This is a genomic window from Paenimyroides ceti (assembly GCF_030409925.1).
On the sequence record NZ_JAUFQU010000084.1, the window covers coordinates 1 to 25739 of the forward strand.

Annotated in this window: 35 protein-coding genes and 1 pseudogene; 5 read left to right on the forward strand and 31 right to left on the reverse strand. The window is 31.6% G+C overall.

Annotated features, from left to right (window positions below; translation table 11 throughout):
* Window positions 1-362: pseudogene (locus QW060_RS26215) on the forward strand (aminomethyl-transferring glycine dehydrogenase); the annotation flags it as partial.
* A gap of 467 nt (window positions 363-829) precedes the next feature.
* On the opposite strand, the gene QW060_RS26220 reads toward QW060_RS26215, so the two are convergent.
* From QW060_RS26220 to QW060_RS26250, 7 genes are all read right to left on the reverse strand, one after another.
* Complete coding sequence (locus tag QW060_RS26220; RefSeq protein ID WP_290362626.1) at window positions 830-1375, reverse strand: hypothetical protein; 546 nt, start codon at window positions 1373-1375, stop codon at window positions 830-832.
* A 65-nt stretch (window positions 1376-1440) separates the two neighbouring features.
* Entirely contained in the window at window positions 1441-1950 is a 510-nt protein-coding gene (locus tag QW060_RS26225) for a GNAT family N-acetyltransferase (protein WP_290362625.1), read from the reverse strand.
* A 175-nt stretch (window positions 1951-2125) separates the two neighbouring features.
* A complete protein-coding gene (locus QW060_RS26230) occupies window positions 2126-3286 on the reverse strand; it encodes a S41 family peptidase (RefSeq protein WP_290362624.1) in 1161 nt (386 codons plus the stop codon).
* A 111-nt stretch (window positions 3287-3397) separates the two neighbouring features.
* Entirely contained in the window at window positions 3398-4867 is a 1470-nt protein-coding gene (locus tag QW060_RS26235; RefSeq protein WP_290362623.1) for a class A beta-lactamase-related serine hydrolase, read from the reverse strand.
* 170 nt (window positions 4868-5037) lie between these two features.
* Entirely contained in the window at window positions 5038-5745 is a 708-nt protein-coding gene (locus QW060_RS26240) for a PH domain-containing protein (protein WP_290362622.1), read from the reverse strand.
* A gap of 244 nt (window positions 5746-5989) precedes the next feature.
* The gene (locus QW060_RS26245) at window positions 5990-6460 is read right to left on the reverse strand and encodes a hypothetical protein (RefSeq protein WP_290362621.1); all 471 of its coding nucleotides are present in this window, start codon (window positions 6458-6460) and stop codon (window positions 5990-5992) included.
* A 45-nt stretch (window positions 6461-6505) separates the two neighbouring features.
* Window positions 6506-7042 carry a hypothetical protein gene (locus tag QW060_RS26250; protein WP_290362620.1) on the reverse strand — a complete coding sequence of 179 codons (537 nt, stop codon included), beginning with the start codon at window positions 7040-7042 and terminating at the stop codon, window positions 6506-6508.
* 434 nt (window positions 7043-7476) lie between these two features.
* Between QW060_RS26250 and QW060_RS26255 the strand changes: the two genes are divergently transcribed.
* Window positions 7477-7632: a hypothetical protein gene (locus tag QW060_RS26255; protein WP_290362619.1), complete on the forward strand. Its 156-nt coding sequence runs from the start codon at window positions 7477-7479 to the stop codon at window positions 7630-7632.
* On the opposite strand, the gene QW060_RS26260 is transcribed toward QW060_RS26255, so the two are convergent.
* The 7 genes from QW060_RS26260 to QW060_RS26290 all read right to left on the reverse strand — a co-directional run bounded on the left by QW060_RS26260 (window position 7618) and on the right by QW060_RS26290 (window position 10963).
* Complete coding sequence (locus QW060_RS26260; protein WP_290362618.1) at window positions 7618-7962, reverse strand: DUF2085 domain-containing protein; 345 nt, start codon at window positions 7960-7962, stop codon at window positions 7618-7620. The genes QW060_RS26255 and QW060_RS26260 overlap by 15 nt on opposite strands.
* A 12-nt stretch (window positions 7963-7974) precedes the next feature.
* Window positions 7975-8562, reverse strand: coding sequence for a J domain-containing protein (locus tag QW060_RS26265; RefSeq protein WP_290362617.1), 588 nt, complete (start codon window positions 8560-8562; stop codon window positions 7975-7977).
* 169 nt (window positions 8563-8731) lie between these two features.
* Entirely contained in the window at window positions 8732-8878 is a 147-nt protein-coding gene (locus tag QW060_RS26270) for a hypothetical protein (protein ID WP_290362616.1), read from the reverse strand.
* A 5-nt stretch (window positions 8879-8883) separates the two neighbouring features.
* Window positions 8884-9438: a hypothetical protein gene (locus tag QW060_RS26275; RefSeq protein ID WP_290362615.1), complete on the reverse strand. Its 555-nt coding sequence runs from the start codon at window positions 9436-9438 to the stop codon at window positions 8884-8886.
* A gap of 219 nt (window positions 9439-9657) precedes the next feature.
* On the reverse strand, window positions 9658-10038 hold the full coding sequence (locus QW060_RS26280) for a nucleotidyl transferase AbiEii/AbiGii toxin family protein (RefSeq protein ID WP_290362614.1): 381 nt from the start codon (window positions 10036-10038) through the stop codon (window positions 9658-9660).
* A 243-nt stretch (window positions 10039-10281) separates the two neighbouring features.
* Window positions 10282-10404, reverse strand: coding sequence for a hypothetical protein (locus QW060_RS26285; protein WP_290362613.1), 123 nt, complete (start codon window positions 10402-10404; stop codon window positions 10282-10284).
* Entirely contained in the window at window positions 10388-10963 is a 576-nt protein-coding gene (locus QW060_RS26290; protein WP_290362612.1) for a hypothetical protein, read from the reverse strand. Before QW060_RS26290 ends, QW060_RS26285 begins: the two co-directional genes overlap by 17 nt.
* Window positions 10964-11342: 379 nt before the next feature.
* On the opposite strand from QW060_RS26290, the gene QW060_RS26295 reads away from it, so the two are divergent.
* A complete protein-coding gene (locus tag QW060_RS26295; RefSeq protein ID WP_290362611.1) occupies window positions 11343-11654 on the forward strand; it encodes a hypothetical protein in 312 nt (103 codons plus the stop codon).
* A 21-nt stretch (window positions 11655-11675) separates the two neighbouring features.
* Here the strand turns inward: QW060_RS26295 and QW060_RS26300 are convergent, their stop codons facing one another.
* The 8 genes from QW060_RS26300 to QW060_RS26335 all read right to left on the reverse strand — a co-directional run bounded on the left by QW060_RS26300 (window position 11676) and on the right by QW060_RS26335 (window position 17343).
* Window positions 11676-12314, reverse strand: coding sequence for a hypothetical protein (locus tag QW060_RS26300; RefSeq protein WP_290362610.1), 639 nt, complete (start codon window positions 12312-12314; stop codon window positions 11676-11678).
* Between the two features lie 256 nt (window positions 12315-12570).
* A complete protein-coding gene (locus QW060_RS26305) occupies window positions 12571-13281 on the reverse strand; it encodes an FAD-binding oxidoreductase (RefSeq protein WP_290362609.1) in 711 nt (236 codons plus the stop codon).
* 79 nt (window positions 13282-13360) lie between these two features.
* Complete coding sequence (locus QW060_RS26310; RefSeq protein ID WP_290362608.1) at window positions 13361-14233, reverse strand: AraC family transcriptional regulator; 873 nt, start codon at window positions 14231-14233, stop codon at window positions 13361-13363.
* A 340-nt stretch (window positions 14234-14573) separates the two neighbouring features.
* Complete coding sequence (locus QW060_RS26315) at window positions 14574-15236, reverse strand: DUF4919 domain-containing protein (protein WP_290362607.1); 663 nt, start codon at window positions 15234-15236, stop codon at window positions 14574-14576.
* Window positions 15237-15446 carry a hypothetical protein gene (locus tag QW060_RS26320; protein WP_290362606.1) on the reverse strand — a complete coding sequence of 70 codons (210 nt, stop codon included), beginning with the start codon at window positions 15444-15446 and terminating at the stop codon, window positions 15237-15239.
* A complete protein-coding gene (locus QW060_RS26325; RefSeq protein ID WP_290364696.1) occupies window positions 15428-15703 on the reverse strand; it encodes a CPCC family cysteine-rich protein in 276 nt (91 codons plus the stop codon). The genes QW060_RS26320 and QW060_RS26325 overlap by 19 nt, the downstream gene beginning before the upstream one ends.
* Entirely contained in the window at window positions 15697-16230 is a 534-nt protein-coding gene (locus QW060_RS26330; protein ID WP_290362605.1) for a hypothetical protein, read from the reverse strand. The genes QW060_RS26325 and QW060_RS26330 overlap by 7 nt, the downstream gene beginning before the upstream one ends.
* A 273-nt stretch (window positions 16231-16503) precedes the next feature.
* On the reverse strand, window positions 16504-17343 hold the full coding sequence (locus QW060_RS26335) for a hypothetical protein (protein WP_290362604.1): 840 nt from the start codon (window positions 17341-17343) through the stop codon (window positions 16504-16506).
* A 21-nt stretch (window positions 17344-17364) separates the two neighbouring features.
* Here QW060_RS26335 and QW060_RS26340 point away from each other — a divergent pair, with 21 nt between their 5' ends.
* Complete coding sequence (locus QW060_RS26340) at window positions 17365-17550, forward strand: hypothetical protein (RefSeq protein WP_290362603.1); 186 nt, start codon at window positions 17365-17367, stop codon at window positions 17548-17550.
* Between the two features lie 22 nt (window positions 17551-17572).
* Here QW060_RS26340 and QW060_RS26345 read toward each other — a convergent pair whose 3' ends face one another.
* From QW060_RS26345 to QW060_RS26360, 4 genes are all read right to left on the reverse strand, one after another.
* A complete protein-coding gene (locus QW060_RS26345) occupies window positions 17573-18211 on the reverse strand; it encodes a hypothetical protein (RefSeq protein ID WP_290362602.1) in 639 nt (212 codons plus the stop codon).
* Between the two features lie 218 nt (window positions 18212-18429).
* Window positions 18430-18978, reverse strand: a complete 549-nt coding sequence (locus tag QW060_RS26350; RefSeq protein WP_290362601.1) for a GNAT family N-acetyltransferase — start codon at window positions 18976-18978, stop codon at window positions 18430-18432.
* 226 nt (window positions 18979-19204) lie between these two features.
* On the reverse strand, window positions 19205-19936 hold the full coding sequence (locus QW060_RS26355; RefSeq protein WP_290362600.1) for an HNH endonuclease: 732 nt from the start codon (window positions 19934-19936) through the stop codon (window positions 19205-19207).
* 225 nt (window positions 19937-20161) lie between these two features.
* Window positions 20162-20875: a DUF6794 domain-containing protein gene (locus tag QW060_RS26360; protein WP_290362599.1), complete on the reverse strand. Its 714-nt coding sequence runs from the start codon at window positions 20873-20875 to the stop codon at window positions 20162-20164.
* Between the two features lie 28 nt (window positions 20876-20903).
* Here QW060_RS26360 and QW060_RS26365 point away from each other — a divergent pair, with 28 nt between their 5' ends.
* Window positions 20904-21128 (forward strand): hypothetical protein, encoded by a 225-nt coding sequence (locus QW060_RS26365; RefSeq protein WP_290362598.1) that lies wholly within the window; start codon window positions 20904-20906, stop codon window positions 21126-21128.
* A 584-nt stretch (window positions 21129-21712) separates the two neighbouring features.
* Here QW060_RS26365 and QW060_RS26370 read toward each other — a convergent pair.
* The 5 genes from QW060_RS26370 to QW060_RS26390 all read right to left on the reverse strand — a co-directional run bounded on the left by QW060_RS26370 (window position 21713) and on the right by QW060_RS26390 (window position 25340).
* Window positions 21713-22021 (reverse strand): hypothetical protein, encoded by a 309-nt coding sequence (locus tag QW060_RS26370; protein ID WP_290362597.1) that lies wholly within the window; start codon window positions 22019-22021, stop codon window positions 21713-21715.
* A complete protein-coding gene (locus tag QW060_RS26375) occupies window positions 21985-22167 on the reverse strand; it encodes a hypothetical protein (RefSeq protein WP_290362596.1) in 183 nt (60 codons plus the stop codon). The genes QW060_RS26370 and QW060_RS26375 overlap by 37 nt, the downstream gene beginning before the upstream one ends.
* Before the next feature lie 527 nt (window positions 22168-22694).
* Window positions 22695-23243 (reverse strand): hypothetical protein, encoded by a 549-nt coding sequence (locus QW060_RS26380; RefSeq protein WP_290362595.1) that lies wholly within the window; start codon window positions 23241-23243, stop codon window positions 22695-22697.
* Window positions 23244-23416: 173 nt separating this feature from the next.
* The gene (locus QW060_RS26385; protein WP_290362594.1) at window positions 23417-24169 is read right to left on the reverse strand and encodes an HNH endonuclease family protein; all 753 of its coding nucleotides are present in this window, start codon (window positions 24167-24169) and stop codon (window positions 23417-23419) included.
* Window positions 24162-25340 carry an AAA family ATPase gene (locus QW060_RS26390; RefSeq protein WP_290362593.1) on the reverse strand — a complete coding sequence of 393 codons (1179 nt, stop codon included), beginning with the start codon at window positions 25338-25340 and terminating at the stop codon, window positions 24162-24164. The genes QW060_RS26385 and QW060_RS26390 overlap by 8 nt, the downstream gene beginning before the upstream one ends.
* Between the last annotated feature and the right edge of the window lie 399 nt (window positions 25341-25739).

Consider the following 25739-nt stretch of genomic DNA (forward strand, 5'->3'; position numbering starts at 1 on the left):
ATGCACCAACGGTATCGTTCCCGGTAGCAGGAACTTTGATGATTGAGCTACAGAATCTGAAGATGTGGCAGAGATTGATCGCTTTTGTGATGCCCTTATTTCAATCAGAAAGAAATTGAAAGCGTTACAGCAGAGGATACCAACAATGTATTGAAAAATGCACCACATACATTGGCAATGTTAACGGCAGAAAACTGGGAACAACCTTATTCCCGTCAACAGGCGGCTTATCCTTTAGAATATATTGCTGAAAATAAATTTGGCCTTCATACGACTGTAGATGATGCGTTTGAGATAGAAATCTCGTTTGCTCATGTGCACCGATTGAAGCTTATATGGAAGCTAATATAAATTGGAGATAAAAAATGCTAATCAAACGATTAGCATTTTTTTTATCTTTTTCCAAAAATTAAGAATTAAAAGTAGAGTTTTTTCGGTATCTTTCATAAAGAAATACACGAGTAAAGAGGCAAAAATACAGGCTGTTACGTACCAGTAAAAATAATCTTCGTGACCGATTTCCTTAAACCACAGCGCTACATACTCAGCTGTACCCCCAAAGACAGCTACTGTAATAGAGTAGGGAAATCCGACTCCTAAAGCTCTGATTTCTGTTGGAAAAAGCTCTGCCTTTACAACTCGAAAATCTGCTCTTTTTGCGTCTCGTTCAGTTGCGTTAGCTTTATTATCTGCATCATAATTATTGTATATAGAAATTTAAATCAGGTTTAATAAAAAATCATAGAATGGCTTTTTTGCTTGATGCATGGTAAAAATCTTAAAGTTAGGGTGAATCCGTCATCCAAACCAACTGCTGTTCTACTCTGTTTTACTGGATTTTTTTATATTCAAGCCTATTTTTTCTTGTTCGGCTATCTAAAAAGATAATTAACAAAAAGGCACCTGACCTGTTATTGGAATAATCAAAAATAAGATTTCCATTTATGTTTTTGCCTAATCTTATTCTATTAACATCAAGAGCTCCCGCGATAAAAGGCACAAGTATACATTTTGTATTCTTGTTTTTCAGATATAAATAACCATCTTTTTTTAATTTCGTTTTCAGGATTCTTTCTCTAAAAACAGTATCATTCTCAATATAACTTACTTTAATTTTATTTTCTTTTATGATCTCTAATCCAAATTTATAACTTTTTAAACTGTCAAGATGTAAAGTATCTTTAAGAAGTTTTCGATCAATTTGTTTATAAAAGTTATTCCTAACCCACAAATTTTTATTGTACTTTTTATAAACCGAATCATAATCTATCTGAATTATTTCGAATAGGCCGTTTAGTTCCTCTACATTACTTTTATCCAATTTATAGGGATTCATTACGTTCTTATCAAATGATGCACAGCTTTGTAACAGCAATGTTGAAGCTAAAAATAGGAATAGTATGATTTTGTTCATGCGAATTTATTCTATGTGGTTATGCATTAAAATTTATTATGTTCTATTTTATAAAGTACAGCTTCTTTTCCATCAAAATCAGTATCTTCTATATATTCAAGTCCAATTTTTTCGAGAACTTTTATGGAAGCCATGTTTTCTTTCATAGCCCTGCCTATTATACGTTTCAGATGAAGTTTTTCAAACCCGTGTTCTACACAAGCCATTGCACTTTCTGTTGCATAACCTTTATGCCACTCTTCTTCAAAAAAGCGAAATCCAATATCCGTTTCCTTTTTTATTTCATCAAATTTCAATCCGCACCAACCAATAAATTTGTTTGTTTCTTTTTTTATTACGGCCCATCTTCCATAACCATTCCGTTTATAATCCTGGTAATTTTCTAAAAATATTCGTGCTTCTTCAATGTTTTTAAAGGCAGTATTACCCGTATATTTTATGACGTTGGGATTTAGATTTAAAAGATAAAAGTTTTCTGCATCATCAGGATGCAGTTCTCTTACTAAAAGTCGATTCGTTTCTAAAACAACGTTCATATATACCTGTTTAGGTGGATTTTATTAACCTACTGTATTTGACCAATGAGAATGTCTAAGCTCAATCTTTTAAAAAAAACAGTCTTTACTATTTACTAAAATATAGAAAAAAGAAATAATAAAAAAGAGAGATAAATCTCCTATTTATTTAAATGTTGGTATGGAGCCGTTATTTTTATTTGATTTCTTTAGCCTTCTGTATAGTTTGTTCACTGTTTTGAGTTAAGATTTCAGGTAAAAAATTTTCTCTCGGTATTCCGTTAATATGATACAATCTTTCTGTCGGAAATTGAAATCCAATTTTGGTTTCGGTAAGTTGAAAATTAGAAATAGCACCAATCAGTCCTGCCATTTCAGTTCCAATAATTTTAGCTCGTTTCATTCCATCAAAACCAATGGCTATACCTTCTCCCATACTCCCAGTCCAACGTCCGACCAATATATAAAGGTTGCCTTTATAAAATTCATTTCTTGGCGTTACATATTCATGCCAGTGTCTTTTGGTTGTATATTGTTTTTCGTCAAATTCGTGAATTTGATAGGGCAAAAGTTGATTTACGAATCTTCCCATTATCGCTCTGGCAACCGTTGTATTTCCTCCTCCGGGAGTTTCCGTTAAATCAATGATTAAGTTCTTGAACTCAAACAAGCTGTCCAATGTTCTGTCAAATTCTGCAATCAGATTATTATTTCCTAAAGAATTATTGATTTTGATGTAAGCTGTATTCGCATTCAATGCCTTGCTATAGAGCAATTCTTCACTATTGGCATACGTAACAGGAACATAGATTTTTTCTTTTCCATTTTCTATTACTGAAATTTCTCTTTTAGTGTTGTGTGTTCCTGCAAAAAGCATATCAAGAGCATATTGATACATTTTCTGATTGATATTGTCAGTAAATTTTGGAAGAAATTTTCTCAATTGTTCTTCAATCGATTTACCGTTAAAACGTTTTACTTCCATTCCGATTTTCAATCCTGATAAATCCGCTCCAAAACCTTTCCGTAAATCTTTGATATAAAATTTATTGCCTAATTTTTCAACATACAAGTCGGAACCTGAAGGAATTAGTCTGTTTGAAGTATTCAGATTGGTGTTTAAAGACGAATGTCCGTTATAGAGTTCGTTTAAAACGGTTTCTAAAAATTCGATAAATTCATAATCGTTTGAAATTTTTTCAACTCGGGGTTCATATATTTCTCTGACTTTGTCCCAATCTATTTTTTGTTCTTCGAAATACGCATAATGATTATGGATGTCTGTCCAAAATTCAATAAAATCTTTTTGGTATTTGGTTTGAGCAAAAATAGAATTTCCAGCAAAAATTAAAATCAAGAAAATTGATTTTGTCAAAAGTTTTAGGTTCATAAGCAAGTTCTGTTCTTAAATTACCGCTACCATTTTGTATGGCTTTATCGGACTTGAAGGCGTTGTATAAAAAGAACTTTATTTCGTCTCAATGTCAACTATTTTTTGTCCGTTGTCTCCTAAATAATGTTTTAGTAACGTTTCATAAACACTTACACCTGTGTCTGAGTTTGTAAAAATCAAAAGACCATTCTTTGTTTTGGGAAGGATAACAAATAGCGTTTGAACACCATTATCAGCACCGCCGTGAGACAAAGCCGTTTCTTCATTATCTAAATCATAGATTTCAAATCCTAAACCAAAATGTTTTCCTTTTGTACTTGCTACTTGTTTAATTGTCATTTCTTCAAACACCTTTTTTGATAAACCATCACCATTGATAACACTTACCAAAAATTTGCCATAATCTTCAACAGTTGTCAACAAATCATCTGCGGCATTGGGTGTTTCGTTCTTTACAGTTTCGTACGCTGTTCCATCTTTATCATAACCTGTTGCCAATCTTGTGGTATCTACATTTTTGTCCCAGACATACTTTGTATCGTTCATTTTCAAAGGTTGAAAAATAAGTTCATTCGCTAATTGCTGCAAGGATTTATTAAACTTCTTTTCTAATGCTTTTCGTAAATATTCCATTCCTTCTCCCGAATATTGATAGTTCGTTCCCGGATCAAATTGAAAGTTGAGTTTCTTGGTTTCATTCATCCAACGCCAATTTGGAAAACCTGTTTGGTGACTCAAAATAATTCTTGTTGTGAGCTTCTTAGTTCTCGGATCGTTGGCAATATCCGGGTCTATCCAATATTTGTAAAGCGGTTCGTCTAATTCCCATTTTCCTAAACTCACTAATTGTAATACAACTATTGCAGTTACAGGTTTCGTCAAAGAAGCTACATTGAAAATAGTGTTATAAGGTGCTGAAATCCCTTTTGAAATTTCGCCAAATACTTTTACTTGTTGCAGTTTACCATTTTCAATAATTCCAATTCCCAAAGTCAGAACTTTATTTTCTTTGAGCCACTTTTCAATTTCAGTTTCATTGTCAAATATTGATTTTCCTGTATTATTTTCATAGGCTTGATGGTCAAAACTAAAAGAAGTTGTTAGTTTCCATTCGCCATTTTCTAATTGCCAAACATTGGTAAACTTTGCTATTCCTGCTTGACTTTCTCTTTTTTCCGAAAATCTATGTTCGCCATTCTGAACTGCACCATAGAGAACACCATTTTTATAAAGAGGGAATATCTCTGTGCTTTCTTTTACTAAAAATCGCTGAACCTTGCGATGGGTCTCCTCGTTGCAAATTCCATTTTTTAAGTCGGTCAGAAATTTTGTTTTGTCAGAAATTCCATCTTTATCGTGATAAAATTTAAGATTCTCGCTTAACAAATTTTCAAACTGCTTGATGTCGCAATGGTTAAAACCAACGTCAAAAAGCAAACTGTCTTTGGTCAGTATGGTTTTATATAAATCTGAATTTTTGTCCAGCTGTGCACAGGCAGGAAAAAATATCAATAGTGCAAAAAGAGTTGTTAAAAGTTTGTTCATTTATTATTGTCGTTTAATTTTTCGCGGTCGTTTAGGCAAAAGAACAGCCTTTTAGTATTTTCTAAATTTATTAAAAAAGTAGACATAAAAGGCTATTGCAACAAAAAAGGAGAAACTTTTAATTTCTCCTTTAACCTTTCATTTCGCTAAAGCGATGTTAACTGAAACTTTCAAAGTTTTTGTAGTAGTTTCTTTTTCTGTTCGTTAAACTCTTCTTCAGATAAAATTCCATTTTCTTTTAGTTTACCTAACTTTTCGAGTTGTTCTAAAACATTTGGTTGTGAAACGGTTATGAAATTATGAGTTTCACTAGGTTGAGAAAGTTTGTCACGAACAAATTCTGCAAAACCTCTTGCACATGCCTTCTCTACGTTTTCAATTTTTGCAATGTTTCCAGATGTATGAATTTTTATACATCCTAAAAGCAAACCCGTTTGATACTGAATAGATGTGATTTTGTCTAAAGGGAAATCCTCAACTTTTAATCCATACAGCATTCCTTTGTCAACAAATAAAATTCGTCTATTTGTTGATACTAAAATTCCTTGTCCATTATTATATGTCCCTTGTACTAAATTGTCAATAATCTCTGTCGGAGCCAAAATACTTGTTAATTCATTAATTTCACGTCTTCCCAAAAAGTTTGAAACACTGCTAAGTTTGAGTTCTTGAATTTGCTTTTTGATTTCGTCAAGGCGAGATTTTTTTTGCTGGTCTGAAGTCAATTTCTCTTCAAGCAGATTTTTTATGTCAGCTATAGATTGATTTTTTAACTTAAAAGCTACTCTCGGATTTATGTTGTTTATCTTCTTAAAGCAAGATGAACAAACAGTTCCACCATCACTTAGTTTTCCAGAGCTAAATGTCGGCGTATTCATAAATTTTAGTTCTGTTGAACAGAGAATACAATTTGCCATATTTTAATTATATATATCATTTTAGTTTGTGAGTATGTTTTCACAACTTACTTCTAACGGTTTCATACTTACACTGGGGTATAAATTTTAAAGGAAAAATTTCGATTTAGTGAAACAGTAAGCAAAAGTCAATTCATTTATTAAATTCAAGAAAAAACATTATTTAATCACACCAGCCATTTTAAAAAACATGTGTAAGCTGATGTTATAATTTTTCAATAATATCAATTAACTGAGTCCAATCTAGAAGTTCATCTTTATTAAAATATTGGGGATCAAATTGTCTAATATTTGTGTTGTTTCTTTTTTGTCCTTTTTTTCCAGGAGAATTTAACCAACTTCTATGTCCAGAATAGATTTTAGAAGCTAAATCTGTAGATTTAATTATTAAATATTCAGGAGCTAAATTTTTATCAAGAGGGATATTTACAAAAATAAAAAATTTCTTATCTGATGTTTCATTTTCAACTTTTTGTGTCAAAACCCATTTTCTCTTATTTTGTGTTGTTTTAACTTGAATTGATATTGATTTATCACCATTAGGATTACTTACTAAAATATCTATTCCATCAGAATTCCTTAATGTTATAGCTGCTAAATAGCCCCGTCTTGAAATTTCCGCTGCCACAAAATATTCACCTGCTATACCACTTAATTGTTTTGAAATTTTCGTCATAAAGTTTGCTTTTTAATATCGGCTAACGAGCCACGGCTTGGTGATTTAGTAGTTGATTTTTTCGTGTTTGTTAAATTCTTTGTCTAGTTCGTATATAATTCTGTCCGAAAATTCAAAGTTAATTAGTTTCTCTTGACAAACATTTTTTAGCTTTTGCAAATATGCAAGATAAAGTTCTACTTGGGTTTCTATTGAACTGAAATATTTTGGCATATTCTCTCCATAAATAAACCGATAAACTCTTTGGTCAATAATTTGATAAATTTTAGGATTTTTAAATCGTAAAATTGTCGAAGCCATAGCAAGTCGTATACCTTTTGTTGAAAGTAGATTTCCTAAAATTTGCTTTGTCAAAGCTTCATTTAAAAATGTAACTTCTTTATTTATGCTGTTTAATAACGAAAATGTATAGTTGTCTATTTCAGCATATCGGTTTATTTTCCATAAAACAATTTGGTTAATTATTTCTTGATCAAAATCTGTAGATATTGTATCAAGTTCTTGGGTAAGTTTCGGTTGAAAATTATATTTTTCATTTCTCAAATGTTCATTTGTTATTTCAACCTCATGTATAGATTTCATAAGTTTACTTTATTTTCATTAATTCCATTAAGTTCCTTTATCGAAAATACAGTTTCATCAGACCTTCTAAGATTTATGATTTGACTAAATATATATATTCTTGATAAGACTTTTAATTGTTTCTAAACTTGACCTTTATGGTTAGACATTTTTATCAGTTTCTCTTAAATTTTTAATGAGTGATTTAATCCATTTGCATATAAAGTTTAGGGACTTTGCATTCGTATGGGTTACGGAGCACAACATTTTAATTTATTTGTAAACATGATTAGAAGCACAAAACTTCAAGTTTTCACGTCACAACCACTGACACAAAATCCATGTTAATGGTTCTTAGATCTTCTAACTCGCTCCTGAAAGTCTTCCAAGAATGTTTAAAACAATTCCAATTCCAAAACCCCATAATGCTGCATGACAAGCTGATTTTGCCTTGTTTGGCATTTTGTCCTTATTGGAAAAGTAAATTATTGCACCTGCTATTGGTATGCAAAATGAAAGAATTGCAAGACCTGTGCTTAATTTGTCATCAGGATTTTCTTGCGGTGGAAGTTGATTTTCTCCTGTCATTGTTTAATTTATTTAAAGATTAGTAAAATTTGGTTTCCAATATATTTCCCAATTATAGCTACTAATGACATTCCGCCAATGCCCGCCATTAGCCCTGTCGTTACTCTTAAAAAATTATTACTTTCTCGTTTGAAAAATACTTGTGTTATTCCGTCAATATAAGTAGGTAGTATTAAAGCAAGTGTCCACCAAACATTAAGTGTAAAAAAGTTGAACATAAATAGAGGAAAAGTAATATAACCTATGTGTATTCCTGTGCATCTTGCACAAACCGGAAACTGTTTTCCTCTCCAAAATAAAGACCGTTCTGGTTTTCTGTGACAAAATGTAATATGAAGTCTTCTTTTGTCCATACGTAAATATTTTTAACGACCTGCCTCTTTGGCAATGAACGATATAATTGTTAAAATAAAAAGCACAACAAAACTAACAATTGTCAAACTACAAACAGCGTTAGATTTTTTTGTATATCCTTCTCTTCTGTATTTAAAAAACATACAAAGTCCTATCGCACCAGGAATTATAAACCAATTGCCTAAGAAAATCCAAGCCTTATCTTCAAATTGTAATTCAGCATTCTTCTTTATATTGGCGACTCGTTCTTTCTCCACTCTTTCCTTTTCTCTTTTTTCTCGGGCTTCTTTTTCTTGTTTTACTTTTTCTGAATCGGATTTAGTAGTTTCGTACTTTGTTTCTTCTTTGTGTGTGTAGGTTTGACTTGATTTTCGTTGCCCATTGAAAAAATAATCATAGTTACTATCATACTTTCCTTTTTCATAAAGGTCAGACAGTATTTCGTATGCTTCTTGTATTTCTTTAAATCTTTCTTCAAAAAATTTATCTCCGTCATTTTTGTCCGGGTGAAACTTTTGTGCAAGTTTTCTATACGCCTTTTTTATATCGTCATTTGAAGCATCACGCTTTATTCCCAATGTCTGATAATGGTTTTTCATTCTTTATTCCATTTCTGTCTTTTTACAATGACTGCTAACGTGTCGAAGTCTTGGTGAGGGAGCGTATTTAGTAAAAAAAATAAGTAGAATTACTAATATTGGAATCTTGTACAAATGCTCAATCGAAACAACTCAGCCACACTTTAGCAAAACCTGGTTAACTACAGTTTTATTTTTGATCACCGGGCTTATGTTCATGAGGTCTTAGACCAGGATGTTTTGGTTTAGTTTCAGGAGTTACTCTTCTTCTTTTGTCAGGAGTTCCATCTTGTTTTTTAGGTTTTGGGCCAGGCTTAATAAATTCAATTGGTTTCATATCTTTTATTTTTTAAGTTCTTCTATTTTATTTTTAGCTTCAGTAAATGCGATTTCAATGATGTCTGCATTATCAATAAATAATGTATTGTCTGAACCATATTTTTCCAACTTTATATACCAGCTAGCCTTTCCTTTGCTTACATAGTAGCCTACTTGAAATCCATCAACAGTAACAAATTTATTTTCAAGATAATCTGGATTTGTGGCGATATCGTTATCTACTTCTGTTTTCAAAGCCTTTAATGCTTTTAGTACTTCTATTAAATCACTGTATTCAATTGATGCTGTAGTATTACTATATTTACTTTCTTTTACTATTTGATAAAAAGATACGGATGAGTTACCGTTTACAATTTTTCTAACTTTAGTTTCAGTCGAACCAAAAGTTGTCTTAAGATTTGGTAATTTAGTGTCGACAAATTTTGTTATACCGCCTGTTTTGGATGTGAAAATATCCATTTTTGTTATAATAGTTTCAGCATCTTTTTTTATTTCTTGTCCATAAATTGTAATTGACATGATGGTCATAGCAGAAACAAAGAGAATCTTTTTTAACATTTTTTTTAAATTAGTTCTTAAATTATTTTTGCTAATGTAAAATAGAATTTTTAAGCTTACTTACGGAAAACCATAATTTGATGCAAATTCAAAATCAAATTATTATAGAAAAGGAAATAGAAAAAATCCCTATTGAGGAAGCAATGGAAATGCTAAAAGAAGTAGGAATAAATGTCAATCAAGAAGATTGCTGAGCTAATGCTTTTCAGAATATTTGGATTAGGGTTTATATGCATTTACTGCATCAACAATATTCTCCTTTATAAACTCCCAATATTTACCCCTTAAACAGATTGGATCAAAATCATCATCAGCAAACTCAAAATTAATGAGGTTGTTCAATATGAGTTCTTCATCGTGTGTATAAGGATAACGTTCTAGATGCAAAGAAAGCATAGTAGAAATATTGTAGTGGGTCAGCAGTTCATGCAAATCCCAGAAATCTTTCTTGCGACCTATACGTTGTACAACATCTATTTTCATAGCAATGATTTCTTCGGTAGTAGCCATTCTGATTGCATCCGCAATCAAAGAAGATTGTATAAAAGTATCCGTATAAAACACATCTAATTTTACCACATTGTCCTTATCTGTACCCACACAATTTTATTTATTAGGCCTTGTCGGTCTGTAAATGAAAATGCGATTTGAAATTCGTCTCCGTCGTTAGCGTGTCCACCCCAAGCCCTTTTAAAATAGAAATAACGCAATTGTCTTAACCATTCTCTAATTGTATGTTAAGAGTGTCGTTCGAATATCCAATTGTCCGAGAGTTTTTCTATTTGCATTGTATCGTCTTACTATTGTGCCTAACGGTTTTCGGCTTAGCGATGTGGCTGATTTTTAGCACTGAAGTTCATAAAAGTTCCAAATGTTAGTTTCTGCACAAATGTTCATTAGAATTCCGTCAGCCGCCATATTGCCAAACCGATGTTGTGCGTTAGCCTTTTTATTCATCATTGTCATATTCCCACCATTTTTCACCGTATAATTTTTTCAATTCAAATGTTTTTTCAATTCGTGTCTTTATTTCATCAAAGTCTTTAGAATTACAAAACCCTAATTTCCTTTGTCCCTTGGGTGAAGTTGAAAATTTGTCGTCCCCTTTATGCAAAGTATTAAGTATTTCAGGTATGGCTTTGTCAAAAGAAAATACACAAAGATGTTTATGTCCATCGTCAACTGTGTCTAATGGAAACCAAGCTTCGTGAATACTTTGAGTTAGTTTATAGTCAATTTTTATAAAATCATTTGGGTTGTCTAAATGAAATATAATGTCAAATTTTTTAGGTATTTCAAAGTCGGCATAAGCATATAGTGTAAATACAGCTATTTCGTTCTCTTTTCGTGTCCAATTAATGTACTTTTCATAAGCTTGTCCCTTAGGTTTGTCTTTACAGCGTTTTACACATTCAGTTTGCCACATAACAACTGCTTTATCCGACAAATATTCATCAGCAAAGAGAAATCGTTGATTTGGTTTACATTGTTCTTCTGTTCTCATAGTTTCTGTAAGGTGACGCACAACGGGCCGCGTATTGGTGATAGTGGAGGATTAGAAAGCCTAAACTTTTCAATTTTGCACTGACCTAAGCAACTGCTTTTTATTATTTTCTAAATTTATGAAAAAAGGAATTAAATAATCATGAACACCTAAAAAAAATAAAAAACTCGTTCATAAATATAAAGGCTGTTGCAATTAAAAGTGTAAACTTTTAATTTCTGTTTTAAACTTCCATTTCGTCAAACTGTTTTCATGCGATGTTTTTTTTAATTAGTAAAATACCATTCACAATTAGTAAAGAAATAAATACACTTAGTAACTCCATAAGTTTACATTTCTATAAATTTCATTTTCGTAATAAATAAATGGATTAGAACCGAAATAAAAAAATAGAATAAAAATGTTAACTATTGAAAATAAGAAGTTACTTTTAATAATTGACAATTCTTTTTTAGCTAAAATTTTTATTATAAGAAGTGTAATAAGTGAAGTGACTAATGATAACAGAGAATTTAATATTATTAGTAATGGAGCCATCCCAACATTCCCTCCAGGATATTTCTTATATATTAAATACCAAATAAAAATAATAGTACTTAATAAGCCTATTAAAACAAAAGAAATAATGCTTTTTAGTATAATATTCATTAAAGCGAATCTTTATAATTATTTAATTTCAACTTCAATTTCTCAGTTCCTGAAATATCGCTAAAGCAATTTTATCAGAGGTTTTTTATTTAAATTCTGTTTGTTTCTTGTTTGTTAACTCATCGATTGTCATGGGTTGTTTGTTGTACCTTTTTTCAGGGTTATTTAAAAGTTGCTTTTCTTCTCCCATTGCAAAACCAAGTTTATATCCAATATTATCATTTGTTGTCATAAAAACATTATCGTATTCCGTGTCAAAATCACTTACAAAAAGCATAACCTTTTTATTTACACTTTTGTCCGTTATCCAAGTGTCATTTGGTTTTGTAGTTGTCCAGCCTACTGTTTTAAAATGCCTGTCAAATCCCATTGGATAATTTACATAGTTGATAAAATAGCAAAAGAATTCAAACTGTATGTCATATGGAAATGTTACAGCAAATTTTTTATCCGAAAGTTTTGATAAAACAGGAATTACCTGAAAAGTTTCTTTATTGTAGGAATTACAAAATTCCTGAATAATTTTCTTTGCATCACTTTCATCAATATCTTCAATGATTACAATTTTGTCGTTCATGATTTTCTTTTTTGGAAAATATTTTTCAGAAGGTCTTCTTGTATCAGTGTCAGGTTTTGATGTTTGATTTTTTAGTTTAGTACATGCAAAAAATGTAATAATTGCGATTATTATAATTCCTGCAATCAAATACTGTTGTTTTATCATTTCTTTAATTTATATTGGGTATTCTTTTTTCTAAAATTACAAGTACCTTTTTGGGTATTGCCAAAGGTAAGAATATCGAAGCGGAAAATTCCAATTTATTGACACGGTAAGGAAAAGCCATTTCTATTTACTAATATATAAAAAAAGTCAATAAAATTGGCTTTTTTTGGAATAAAAGATTAAGCCAAAAAGCTAATATAATTCCGCTTTTATGAGAGTGCTGATGTGTATGTGTCATTGTTTTCTGATTTGAGTTTTACAATCCTTTTTTGCCTTCAAGCCAATAACCTTGTGAGTAAATGTTTCCTTGCTTTTTGTCTTTTAAAACTTTTCTGAATGTCTGAACCGATTTGGCATTCCCGACTAATGCGAAATTGGCGATGTTCCATTCCTGTGTTTGAAATAAAGGTAAAGTGTTTAACCATTTTTCATTTCTAAACGAATTGTTTTTTGTGAAAACAGTGTAATTTTCTAATTCTAAAAGTTCGGGAACACTTTTGTTTTCTTCGTCTAACTCAAAATAGAATTGAAATTGATGATTATTTTTTTTCAATAACGGCAATATTGCAAAGGCGACGCCTAATGAGGTTTCATCGCCAAAAAAGAATTGTTGTTGTTCATTCTGTTCATACAGTTTTTTTCCTCTTGGCGGACTGATAAACAATTTATCGCTTACTTTTAGGCTTTCTATAAATTTGCTTCCAACTCCGTTGCCGTGAATGTGAAAAATAATATCAAAAACTCCGTTTTCTTTATTGTGGTAGGCAACTGTATAATTTCTAAATTCTGTTTCACTCACACGAATTACAGAAGCATAGCCGATTGAGAAATCCCATTCTGATATATCGCCTTGAAAACGAATTTTCTTTATCTGTAGGCTTAAAAAAGTTATTTCTATAACTGTTACATTTGGGCTTAATTTGTTTCCAAATAAGGTTATCATCCATTTTGGTATGCTTGAAATCATTGTTTACTCCATTAAAATTTAATGCAAAGGAACAATGAATTGCAATGTCAAACAATGCAAGAAAAGGGTAAGTATTGGACTAATCGCGGTTTTTGTTTCTGAACACCAAAGCAGACATTCCTACAACTTTGGTAAACAGTCGGGAAAAGTAAGGATAGTCATCATATCCTAATGCCGTTGCAATTTCTTTTACTGATTTATCAGAATGATAAAGCAAACGTTTTGCTTCTAAAATTACTCGCTGTTGTATGTGGTGCGAAACTGAATGTCCTGTTGTTTTTTTTACACATTCGTTCAAGTAAGGCGAAGAAATATTTAATTGTTGTGCGTATTCTGTCGGGCTTTTGGCAGTAACAAAGTTTCGTTCCAACAATTCTTTAAATGCTTTGGTTACGATTTCAAACCGTGAAAGTTTGTCTAACGGTTTTGATTGGACTAAATACTGTGAAATTACAAGACCCACTAAAGTATTGCAACTTCCATTGAGTAAAGAATGATACAGCTTTTCATCTTTTCGTTCCGATAATTTTGTACAAAGTGACAGGGCTTCGGAAATGACAGAAAACTTTTCTTTTTTTAATGTCGAAGGTTTGGCAGGCGAAATATCTTCCAATAATTTCAAGTATTCGGGATTTAGATTTTCGTCGCTGATTGCCCAAATGCTCACTGTTGCGTTTTTGAATGATAGTATTCGGTGTACCTGGTTTTGATGAATAAAGATAACCGAAAGCGGTTTTATAGTGTGTTTTTGAAAGTCGATTTCAATGCTTGTGGTTCCTTTTTCTTGTAAAAAAAACAAATGATATTCGTCCCTGTGCGATTGTTTAATGTTGTCAAATCCTTCGAACTGTTTGTACAAATGAAAGTCTTCGGTTGTTATTCTTCCAACAAAAATACCTTCGCCTAATTCGGCTGTCATAGGATTTACAGGTATGGAAGATTTTGTCGGCATTGTTTTTATTCTGTTCCAAAGTTAGAAATAAATGTCCCCGATTTACATTTAAGCGTGTCAAATTATGCCGGGTGGTGGGTAGGCTTGATTTCCCGTTTTTGTCTGTTGGTTAATGTCTGAGCGGTTGTCGTTTAAGGTTGCTACCAATGGGCCGCGTATGGCCATAGTGGCGGGCTAGAAAGTGATGACGTTCAATTTTTACACTAAATTGAGCAACAGCTTATTACTATCAACTAAATTATAAAAAAAGTACCTATAAAAAGCTGTTGCGATAAAAAAGGAGAAACTTTTAATTTCTCCCTTAACCCGCCATTTTGCCAATACGATGTTGTAGGCAGTATTATTTTTTTAGATTTTCACTTCTTATTAATTTTGGAGAAATGTCAAAGTATATTATATCTGATTGATAGTATTTGGTTTGAGAAATTTCAAATTTGTCACATAAACCAACTAAACTTTGTTTTTTAATATTTTCTACATCAAAGTAACTATATAAAATATCATATTCATCTGAAACGCTAATTACTTTAAATGCAGTTTCGCAAGTCAAACCATTTCCACTATAAACAATTACTTTTCTAAGTGCTCTATATCTATCCTGAAATTTTTTCCATTCCGATTCTGGTTTGTTGAGTTTATAAAGAGAGTAAGCCATTAAATCATTTGCTTTTAAACTTACTGGATTTTTTAAAAGATATTTTTCACACGCAGAAATTAACTCCTCAAATTTTTCATCTTGCTCTAATTTTGAAAGTTCAATTTCTTCTGATTGATTTTTTAAGTAATTTTCTTGAAAAGTAAATCCATAATATAATAATGCATATTCTTCAAATTTTAACTCTTTGTCAAAATCATTAAACTTCTTTAAAAGTTTTGGATAATAATTAGGAGAATTCTGGTCTTCAATTTCCTCTTTAATTTCAGAATAATTAATAGTTAGTTCATTCTGAGCATTGGCTTGTGAGAAAAATAAAACAAAAATTAAAAGTAAAAAAGCTTTCATCTATCTTTTAGTCAGTGTTATTTTATGCAGTGTCTTTTTAATATTGCCTACAACGGACCGCGTATTGGCGATGGGCGGGATTTTAGCACTGAACTTCAATCGAAGAACAGAAGTTAAATTTTGCACTTCCGTTGATACGAAGCCGTTCAGCCTGCCTATTGTCAATACGATGTTATGCACCGTTTTTATTGTCATTCTAATGGTTTCCAATTTTCGTCTCGTTGTTCGTCCTTTGTCGGCTGTCTTACGATTTTAATCATCTCTCTTTCACAAGCACCAAATTTAATAAAGTTCTTTTGTCCTTGTCTTAGTGAAACTCGGTTTGCTCCGCCTTCATAGTTCGGGTCGTCAAGTTGAATTGGGTCGTCTTCCCAAAAGCAAATTTGGCAGATGTCATATGAGCCGTTAGGTTGTTCTCTGAATGTCTTGTAACCACAACAAGGACAAGCAAACTTCTCTGTTACCATACTTTCCACCAAGGTTTTTTGTTCTCAAATGAATAATAACTTCCACCTGTCAAAGCTTTTGTGTCAAGGTCATACTTAAACGCAACCCATTCGTCAGCATCGTGAATAGGATTAAATGCAAGTCCTGTCACCAAATTATTTTCAATTTTAATTTCAGCTAATCCGTCCCACGATATTCTTTCGGTGTGCCAATGACTTCCGTCTGGTTCAACAATTGTCAAGTCTGTTTGGTCTTGTAAAACAAGTCTGTCGTTACTTACACTAAAGATGTCACTATAACCAACGCCAAAAACTCGAATTGGTTTTGTGTCGTTTGGGTTCATTATGTAGCAAGTCCCAAAAGCCATAACCAACAAGTTTTGAGTTTTTTCAAATTCTATGATTTCTTTTAAGTATGTCCAACCCGGTTGAAAGTTTGCGACCCATTCTGTTCCGTCATTTTTGTAAAATCGAACAGGAAACCCTTCGGAATAAAAAGGTTCTCCATTGTCAGTTACAGGAACATACATCGGTCCATAAGTCGGCAAAGCGTTTAATATTTCGTATCGTTTTTCTGTCTTCACTTTGTCTTGAGTAGGGTTGTCCTAAAATGGTGCATAACGGTTCGGCAGCTTGGCGATAGTGCGGGATAAATTGGACGAAAGGTTCAATTTAGCACGAACGGTAACCAATGCTGTGAGCCGTTAGCTAAATTAAAGAAAAAAGGCCAAAGCTGACAGCATTTGGCGGATAAAAAGCATCTATTTTCTATCAGCACAAAACCCCGCATTTTGCCAATGCGATGTTAGCCGATCGTCCTTTTATTCAATAGATAATTTTTTGTAATAATCATTTTCATATTTTTTTTCTGCTTTTTTTCTAAATAATAGAGAATCAAATATTGAATGATTTATCAGACGCATCACAACTAAAGGAATAATGAACAGTACAAATCCTGTTACTGAAATAAACCAATCTTCAAAAATTTGAGTTTGTTTACTTAAAAACCATAAAATAGATACAGCAAATACAAACATAAAATAATATCGAATATATTTTATGTCTTGTTTCACCTTGCTTTTGACAAAAATATCTTTTTCAATTTTCAGTTCTTGAATAGTTTCAAAAACTAATTTTCGACCATATTTTTTTGAACACGATGATTGAATAATAAATTTCCCTTCAGTCATGTATTCTGTAGTTTTTATCGGTAGCTCATTAATATATCCAACAATTTCTTGTTGTTGAATATCTTCTTTTAACAAAGATTTTTGCAATTCATTAAAATCAATGTTTTTATCCAATTTTAAATGATTTCTAATTTTATTTTTTAGTTGGTTGGTTGTGAAATCTTTCTTAATTATCCATCTAACATATTTATGATCAGGGTTTATAAATAATACTGGTTCTTTTATATTCTTTTCTAAGCTATGTTTATAGATAGATTCAGCATCAATTAAGTTTCCATTTGGAAGTTTGATTTTAAATACATTCTTACTGAAATTTTCATTAATTTTTTCCTTACCTAATTTTGTTAATTCCTCATTTGAAACTTCTTCAAGAACCATATGTTTTTTTACTTCTTCGAAATCAAATTCAAATGAGAAGTCAGTTATCGAATTAAGGATAAGTTCAATATTATTAGAATTGCTTGCTTCCAAATTTATTGCTGCATTTTAAGGATGTCGGCTAACGAGCCGCGTATTGGCGATAGTGGTGAATTAAAAAGCCGAAACTTTCAATTTTGCACTGACTTGAGCAACAGCCTTTTATTATTTTCTAAATTTATGAAAAAAGGAAATATAAAAGGCTGTTGTAACAAAAAAGGAGAAACTTTCAATTTCTCCTTTAAACGTTCATTTTGCTAAAGCGATGTTAGCAGGTGTTTTTTTATTTAAATTCAGTTTGTTCCTTGTTTATTAACTCATCAATTGTAATGGGTTGGTTGTTGTACCTTTTTTCAGGATTATTTAAAAGTTGCTTTTCTTCTCCCATTGCAAAACCAAGTTTATAACCAATATTATCGTCAGTTGTCATAAAAACATTATCGTATTCCGTGTCAAAATCGCTTACAAAAAGCATAACCTTTTTATTTACACTTTTGTCCGTTATCCAAGTGTCATTTGGTTTGGTAGTTGTCCAGCCTACTGTTTTAAAATGCCTGTCAAATCCCATTGGATAATTTACATAGTTGATAAAATAGCACAAGAATTCAAACTGTATGTCATACGGAAATGTTACAGCAAATTCTTTGTCCGAAAGTTTTGATAGAACAGGAATTACCTGAAACGTTTCTTTGTTGTAAGAATTACAAAATTCTTTAATAATTTTCTTTGCATCACTTTCATCAATATCTTCAATGATTACAATTTTGTCGTTCATGATTTTATTTTTTGGAAAATATTTTTCAGAAGGTCTTCTTGTATCAGTGTCAGGTTTTGGCGTTTGATTTTTTAGTTTAGTCCAAGTGAAAAATGCAATAATTGCGATTATTATAATTCCTATAATCAAATACTGTTGTTTCATCATTTCTTTAATTTATGTTGGGTGTGCTTTTTTCTAAAATCACAGGTAACTATTTGGGTATTGCTAAAGGTAAGAATATCGAAGCGAAAGGTTTCAATTTAGTAATTCAGATAAGCAAAAGCCAATTTATTTAATAAAAAACATATATAATTGGCTTTTTGCGGAATAAAAAACCGAAACTTTAATTTTTAGCCTTAACCCGCCATTGCGCCAAACCCATGTTAGCGATTCGGCTTTGTTCTTTCATAATCGTTTCTATCAATTTTATACCAATTATGTTTTATTCCGTCAAGGTTAAAAGTTTCAATAAATTTTAGTCCTACTTTCTCCAATATTTTGTTTGAACCGATATTTTCGCTGTCAGCTCTTGCGAAAACTTCGTCTGTTTTAAGTTTTTCGAATGCATACTTCAATGAAGCAATTGCTGTTTCTGTTGCAATTCCTTGGCCCCAATATTTTCTAATTAGTCTATATCCGAGGTCATAGTAATTTTTATGGTTGTTTGTTAGTACAGTAACAAACTCTAAACCTGTCCAACCAATGAAATTATTTGTGCTTTTGTCAATAATAGCCCAGCGTCCAATCCCGAAGTCTGTGTACTGTTGTCTGACAAAATTTATGAGGTTATTCGTTTCTTCTTTGCTCTTTACTGTTTTGTTCCCTAAAAATCTATGAACTTCCGGGTCAGAATGAAGTTCAAACATTCCGTCAATGTCTGCCGGAAGTATTTCCCTTAAAATTAGTCGTTCCGTTTCTGCAAATATTTTCATTTCTCTCTTGTCGTATGATTGTCTTCATTTAAGCTGACCGCTAACGGGAAAAGGCTTTGCGATAGTGCGGGACAAAAATGGACTAAAAGTTTAGTTTTGCACCGAAGTGAGCCAAAGCTGTGAGCCGTTGGCTAAATTAGTGAAAAAGACAATGCGAAGAGCATTGGAGTAATAGAAATCCGAAGGATAAGTTTAGCACTTAACCCCGCATTTCGCCAAACCTATGTTACCTGCTGTTTTTTATTATTTCTTTTAAGTTGTCAATTGACATATCTTCTAAATTTCTATGTAGCATTCTATGACAATTAGGACAAACTAAAGCTAAATCTTCAAGTTTTGTTTTTTTTTTAGTTTCATATGTAGAAAGTTGTTTCGTATGATGACATTCAATAAAGCCTTTTCCTAATTCACCATATTTTTTTAAAAAATCAAATCCGCAAACTTCACACTCTAGTTTTCCAGTTTCCTTAAATACTAGTTTCTTTTTAGATTCTGTTAGTTTATTATCCCGTTCTCTGGCTTTATGAAGTTTATAAATTATTTCACCTTCAAAACCTTCTTTGACGTAATTATCTTCTTCGTCTTCGATTTTGTAAAGTTTATTAATTGTTTGTACATTGTTTATAGATTCCATTATTAGAGTAGAAATTCTTTCTAATTCTTTGACATTTTCATTGAATTCAAAGAATGTTTCTTTGTCTAGTTTTGAGAAACTTGTTAAACCTTTATTTGGATTATCAGGATCAATTGCCATAAAATTACATAATTTCATAGCTGTTCCATTGGGGTTTCTAAAATTTAATTTCCTTTCCTCCTCAGAATAAATTGGAAGTTTGTTTAATGTTTTAGAAAGTTCAATTACTTCAGGATTGTTTTTTTCAAATAATGAAGAATCTAGTTTAAAATATAAATTTAAAGTCAGGATTAATTCATCACGATGCCATCTCGGATTTCTCACTTACGCCGTTTTAAAAATTGCAGGTAACGGGAAACGCATTTGCGAAGTGTCGGATAAATTGGACGAAAAGTTCAATTTAGCAGTAACGTAGCCGATGTGTTTCCACAGAAGCTAAATTATTAAAAAAGAGCTGAATGTGGAACACATTCGGCGGATAAAAAAGCAGAAACTTTCAACTTAGCCGTTACCCCGCCATTTCGCCAAACTGCTTGTTAGCAGCCGTATTTATTTAGCCTCAAATTCTTTCCATTTTTCGTGCTGTTCGTTTAACCAATCATAATAATATTCAAGAATGGTTGCAGACATATCGTCAGGATGTCTAAGACCTTTATCAATTAAATATTGTTGTAGTCTTGAACCACCCCAAAGTCCCCAATTATTTCTAAGCCAAGTCCCAAATCCGTGATGATACATAATTGTTTCATTTCTGTCTTTTAGGTTTTTAATTGTTTCAATGTCTTTGTGTTTTAAAAGTTTGTTGAGTTCCAAAAAGCACTCTTCGAGATTTTTAGGAATATAAAGTCCATTTAGTGAATCAGCGACAATTCGCTTTTTATAAGCTTCTCTTTCTTCTATAAGTTCTTGTTGTTTTTCTTGCTTCGCTTCTTTCTTATTTTTATTCATCAAAGCAATCCACCCACTAAACCTCCATTTTTCAGTTTCCGAAGGAATTGATGCTGTTATAAATTTTTGTGAGGATATGAAATTTTCAATTCTATCTTCAGTAAGTCCGTTATAATTCTCAATTTTATCAAGAATAGCATTACCGTCTTTATCAATGATAATCTCAACATTAACAGAATACCGTTTGAATTTATCTGAACCTTTTTTGCCTTCGGGAAAAACTCTCATTTCAAGGTTTTCAGCCAAACCTTTTTCTAATGTTAAACCATTTGAAAGATTTGGTAGTCCGTATAATGAAGAAGGCTTAAACTTCACTATATGTGATTGAATAGGTTTTATTGCTGTGAATTTTTCCGTATTAACTCCTGAAATTGGCATCGAACTTAAATATTCTGTATTCAAGTCAATAGTAATTAGTTTAGATGTTTTGGTGAAAATGTATAGAGTGTCGTTATTTAAGTATGTTGCTTTTTCTGTTAGTTTCTTTTCAAAGTCAGATACGTTCTCTTTGAATGTTATTTTTCTTTTTCCACTTTCCCAAACAACGGTATCAATTGCTTCTTTATAAAATAAATAGCAATCTTCGTTGTCAGAATTACAGTCAGTTAAGTCAGTTAACTGAAATTGTTTTGTAGAAATTCCATTTTTATATATTTCGATACTCTTATTTTGAACACCTTTCCAGTTAAATTCTCTGTCAATTACATAAGCTATAGTTTTCCCGTCATTACTTAAAAAAACTTCTTTACTGTTATCCGATAACTCAAAATGTCTATCAATCTTATAAACTTCGGTTGAGTCAGAATTGAAAACGGTTGTTATTCCTGTTGATGTTTGCTCAATATTATCAAATGGAATAGTTTTTAAAAAGAATTTTTCATTTTGTGATTTAATAGTATGGATGTAGCAAATAGAATAAGTTGTCTGTGCAAAAGTTTGTCCAATGGTCGTAAACCACAATAAAATAGTCAATATTTTGTACGGTGTCGTCATTTAATATGGCTGCTAACGTTTCGGGGCTTGGCGTTCGGGCGGGTTTCAGAGCACAAATTTTAATTTACTACTAAAGTTCATAGAAGTACAAAGCTCCAAGTTTGTACGTCAGCCCGCCTGATGCAAACCCCGTGTTATATGCTGTGGTTCTTTTGTCTTTCACCTTTGCCATCCTTCAATTTTAAAGTTTTTTTCGATTAGTTTTCGTTCTTTCCCACCATTGTCTGGAACAAACCAAACTTCAAATCTTGCTGCATAAGGTTTATCCCAATCTCCTTCATAAATTGTAAAAATTCCTTCTGCACTATAACCTTCTCTTGCAGTCATTTCAAACTTTGCTGTCGTATCACTTGAATTAAAAACTTTTATTTTACTTCTTTCTTTTAGTCTGTCTGCTGATAAAGGGTCGTTGTGTGTAACTTCAAATGCTTTTAAATAACAATAACCACTCTCAATTTTTTTGTCCAAACAGCGTATGAATAAAGTCCTGGTTGAAATGATTTGTAAATGTAAAAGTCAATATCTGCAATGTTAGTTGGTTCAGTTTGGTCAAGTGGCTCATTGATACTTAGATCTGTCGGAATTTTTAAATTGTCAGCGTATGTGTCAGGCATTGATTGGTCTTTCCAAAACAAGGCTATTGAGTAAAAGAAAAATGCAACCAATGAAATTCCAATAATTATTGTCGTCAAGATTGCAAAACGCCAGCGTCTTTTTACTAACTGATATATTGTCGAAATGATTAGTCCTAAAAAGCCAAGCACAAATAACAGAAAAGAGAAGTCTTGTAGTTTGTGGATATTTGTCAACTCACACAAAACCATAATTAAAGCTGTCAGCCCAAAAACAAGAACAGGTCGCCGCCATTCGTCAAAGCAGTATGTTAATATTTTCGTCATTGTCCATTAGTTGTTGTTTGTCGTCCTACCATAACATATAAATTTTCGGGGCTTGGCGTCAGTGGCGGAAATTGAAGCGGAAAGTTTCAATTTTGTACTAAGCTAAGCAACAGCCTTTTATTATTTTCTAAATTTATGAAAAAAGGAAATATAAAAGGCTGTTGCGGGTAAAAATGCACAAACTTTCTATATTTATTTAAGACTCCATTTCGCAAAACCTATGTTATCTGCAGGCGTTATAATTATTTTCTCCAGTATTTTAAATCAAGATTTACTTTGGCAATATTTATTTTTTTTGAAATCTCTTGTGCTGCATTCTGATATTTTTCACTTAGATCTAAATCTAATTTTTTTATTGATTTCCATTTTGGAATGTTTAATTCAGTGTCATTGTAAATTCCTGTAGCAACATCTTTATCAAGTGGTACTTCTAAGTATTTTATTTTGTCATTGAATTTAGTAAACTCAATTGGTAGTTTGTAATAGTCTGAAAAGAATTTATTATAAACAATTTCTCTAAAAAATAAATTTAAACCTTTTCTAGCTGCTCCCCAAGATCTTGCTTCTTTGGGAAATTTTGAAACTAGTTTCTCAGTGTGTGTGTTTAGAAACTTTTTGTAGTCATTTCCATTGTCAATTGTCGCTATAAAATCATCAATTTTAATTTCATAAAAATAATTTCTTGCAGTTTTAATTATTCCAGATGCACCTTGATTTCGTAAAGCAGAAGCGCCAACTGAAATAGTTGATAATCTCTTATGAATATATTTTAAAAACTCTTTTTCTGTCATAGATTTATAGTTGAAATTTTGGTAGAATTCTTGTAAATAACGTTTTGACTCTTTGCGAAGGCGGGGATTTTTAGCACAAAAGTTCAATAGAATTACTACTTTTGAACCTTGTACAAAAGCTCAATCGAAGCTGTTCAGCCCTGCTTTTGGCAATACCTTGTTAGCTGTAGCTTTTATTTTTCAAGTTTTAAAGCTGTTTTGTTTAATTCGATTTCCAGTTGAGCTAATTCTGCATCCCAAAATCCTAATGAGGTCAATTTACTTTTTAGTGCTTCAAATTCAGTATCTGTCAGAATTACAGCAGCAGATGTCGCTGAATAAATTGCAGTCGGAAGTCCTTCTTTCATAAGGTCTTTTGTTCCATTAACAACCCTATTCTTTCTACGTGTACTAGTTTGAACTCCACTTATGTAATCATCAGTTAACTCGTTCAATTGTTCTAATTTTTCTTGAATTGCATTTCCAATTTCAAATCTTTTCTTTACTAACCTGTCTTGGTCATTAAGTTTTAAAACAGAAACAGTTAATTTGCCGAACTCGTCAGAACCTTTAATTCTATAACGCCAATATTTTAAATGGTTTTTTGGGTCGATTTTACTTGGGTCAATTATAGGCTCTAATTTAGTATCATGGTCATTTTTTGTTCCATTACATTTTTTGCAAGAAGGAAGCAAATTTTCCCATTCTAAAACTTCGTCTTTATATGTATCCTTGTGGTTAAAATGTTCTACTTCCAAGTACTTGCTTTCTTCATTAATGTTTGCTTCGCAGTAGCAACATTTGTCATTGGAAAAGCCTAATAATCCTTTTTTAATAAAGTCAACATTCCAAACTGATTTTCCTGTTGATTTAAATTCATCTGTCAAAGCAACTTGTAATTCTGCTGTAAGCTCGACAGGTTTTGGAGTTCTGTCTAACTTAATCATTTGTCGAAATTCCAGTTAATTGAATTTTTAATATTTTCTTTAATGAGTTTTCTGGATGCAACATTGCATCTAAAATTAAAAATTGAGCATTTGCTGTTTCATAGTCTTCGTTATCAATGGCTGTATTGAAATTTGAAATAGCATCTAGATATGTAGGTGTTCTTGTTTCAGTCATCCCCATAACGTCAGTAAGGATTTCTTCAACCGACCAGCCTTGACAACCATACACTTGATTGACAATAGGATTAATTTTCACCTCATTTGTTTCAGTTATTACTAGTGGTATAATTTCACTCGCATTCGAAACTTGAATAATATGTGGACTATGAGTTGAAGTTATTACTTGCGCATTTGGTAAAATAAATTTTAAAGCCTCATATATTTTTGCCTGCCATTCAGGATGTAAGTGCAGGTCAATTTCGTCAATTAAGACAACACCATCAAAGTCCTTAATAAATTTAGTTGGATTTTTATACCTTAATTCAATCTCTTGTATTAATCCTAGAATTAGGGCTAAGCTAGATTTATAACCGGAAGATAAATATTCGAAATAAATTTCTCCTAACGGTGTGGAAAGTAAAATATCAAATGAATTTGGTAAAACCTTTGAAAACTTAATTGATGGATTTAATATAGTAAAACACTCTTTAGCTAACTCATAATTTTTCAGTTGATTTTCATCTAAAGTATTTGGTTGAGCTGAAAATAAAAAACGATTTACAAACCAATTTTTCAACTCATTTGAAACAGAACCTCGAATTGTTTCTTGTGAAAAAGTGTTATAGTCTTTTATTTTGTCAGTACCTAGTGAATTTAGCCTTATATATTCTATATTTCTGTGTGTTTTAAAAACAATTACATCGTTCGAATTTTGATAATATCCATTATAATTTCGACTCGTTTCATTAGGATGGAATTGATTTGTTAAGAATGATTTGGAAGAAACATTCCCATTTATTGTAACATTAATATCCCATTGTCCTTTTTCAAAGCCTGCTGTTTTTTTTAATGTTGTTTGGGCACCCGCAAATGATTGAGCTAGGCAATCTAAAATTGTAGTTTTACCAATTCCATTTTGTCCACAGATAATATTGAAATGATTGTCAAACTTTAGTTCTAAATCTTTAATAGGTCCAATACCTGCGATTTTAATATTGTTTATTTTTATCATTTTCTATTTAATGTTTCGGTCGATTTGTCTTGTTGTTGTGGTTGGAAAAAATTACAGCTAACATTATTTTTGCACAAAACAAACACATCATAGTTTCGTAAAACCCTATCGATAGCTTTTGTTTATAAAAACTTTTAACAAACATAACAAAGTATTTTAATATAAGAATACGGAAAACCGTAAACAGAGTATTATTTTATAATAAATACATAGAAACTCTATTAAACATTATGAAAACAGAAGAGTACTAAGATATATATCCATCAAAATATACCAGTAGATAAAACTATGGGGGTGCATTTGTGGGCAGAGAAAGAAGAATTATCTCATTTCGCCCGTTTATTCTCGAGGAGAATCGTTGTTTGCAAAAGTCAATAAACAACAAAACCGACTAATGTC

What these genes read in the sequence shown, in the direction of transcription:
- QW060_RS26225 (WP_290362625.1), bottom strand. Translation starts at nt 1,950, where the DNA reads ATGAACGTTGTTTTAGAAACGAATCGACTTTTAGTAAGAGAACTGCAT.
- QW060_RS26350 (WP_290362601.1), bottom strand. Translation starts at nt 18,978, where the DNA reads ATGAAAATATTTGCAGAAACGGAACGACTAATTTTAAGGGAAATACTT.
- QW060_RS26265 (WP_290362617.1), bottom strand. Translation starts at nt 8,562, where the DNA reads ATGAAAAACCATTATCAGACATTGGGAATAAAGCGTGATGCTTCAAAT.
- QW060_RS26315 (WP_290362607.1), bottom strand. Translation starts at nt 15,236, where the DNA reads ATGAAAGCTTTTTTACTTTTAATTTTTGTTTTATTTTTCTCACAAGCC.
- QW060_RS26270 (WP_290362616.1), bottom strand. Translation starts at nt 8,878, where the DNA reads ATGAAACCAATTGAATTTATTAAGCCTGGCCCAAAACCTAAAAAACAA.
- QW060_RS26310 (WP_290362608.1), bottom strand. Translation starts at nt 14,233, where the DNA reads ATGCCGACAAAATCTTCCATACCTGTAAATCCTATGACAGCCGAATTA.
- QW060_RS26275 (WP_290362615.1), bottom strand. Translation starts at nt 9,438, where the DNA reads ATGTTAAAAAAGATTCTCTTTGTTTCTGCTATGACCATCATGTCAATT.
- QW060_RS26260 (WP_290362618.1), bottom strand. Translation starts at nt 7,962, where the DNA reads ATGGACAAAAGAAGACTTCATATTACATTTTGTCACAGAAAACCAGAA.
- QW060_RS26325 (WP_290364696.1), bottom strand. Translation starts at nt 15,703, where the DNA reads ATGGTAACAGAGAAGTTTGCTTGTCCTTGTTGTGGTTACAAGACATTC.
- QW060_RS26245 (WP_290362621.1), bottom strand. Translation starts at nt 6,460, where the DNA reads ATGACGAAAATTTCAAAACAATTAAGTGGTATAGCAGGTGAATATTTT.
- QW060_RS26385 (WP_290362594.1), bottom strand. Translation starts at nt 24,169, where the DNA reads ATGATTAAGTTAGACAGAACTCCAAAACCTGTCGAGCTTACAGCAGAA.
- QW060_RS26390 (WP_290362593.1), bottom strand. Translation starts at nt 25,340, where the DNA reads ATGATAAAAATAAACAATATTAAAATCGCAGGTATTGGACCTATTAAA.
- QW060_RS26380 (WP_290362595.1), bottom strand. Translation starts at nt 23,243, where the DNA reads ATGACAGAAAAAGAGTTTTTAAAATATATTCATAAGAGATTATCAACT.
- QW060_RS26285 (WP_290362613.1), bottom strand. Translation starts at nt 10,404, where the DNA reads ATGACAATGATGAATAAAAAGGCTAACGCACAACATCGGTTTGGCAAT.
- QW060_RS26305 (WP_290362609.1), bottom strand. Translation starts at nt 13,281, where the DNA reads ATGATTTCAAGCATACCAAAATGGATGATAACCTTATTTGGAAACAAA.
- QW060_RS26295 (WP_290362611.1), top strand. Translation starts at nt 11,343, where the DNA reads ATGTTAACTATTGAAAATAAGAAGTTACTTTTAATAATTGACAATTCT.
- QW060_RS26300 (WP_290362610.1), bottom strand. Translation starts at nt 12,314, where the DNA reads ATGATAAAACAACAGTATTTGATTGCAGGAATTATAATAATCGCAATT.
- QW060_RS26375 (WP_290362596.1), bottom strand. Translation starts at nt 22,167, where the DNA reads ATGCCTGACACATACGCTGACAATTTAAAAATTCCGACAGATCTAAGT.
- QW060_RS26340 (WP_290362603.1), top strand. Translation starts at nt 17,365, where the DNA reads ATGTCGGCTAACGAGCCGCGTATTGGCGATAGTGGTGAATTAAAAAGC.
- QW060_RS26235 (WP_290362623.1), bottom strand. Translation starts at nt 4,867, where the DNA reads ATGAACAAACTTTTAACAACTCTTTTTGCACTATTGATATTTTTTCCT.
- QW060_RS26345 (WP_290362602.1), bottom strand. Translation starts at nt 18,211, where the DNA reads ATGATGAAACAACAGTATTTGATTATAGGAATTATAATAATCGCAATT.
- QW060_RS26250 (WP_290362620.1), bottom strand. Translation starts at nt 7,042, where the DNA reads ATGAAATCTATACATGAGGTTGAAATAACAAATGAACATTTGAGAAAT.
- QW060_RS26240 (WP_290362622.1), bottom strand. Translation starts at nt 5,745, where the DNA reads ATGAATACGCCGACATTTAGCTCTGGAAAACTAAGTGATGGTGGAACT.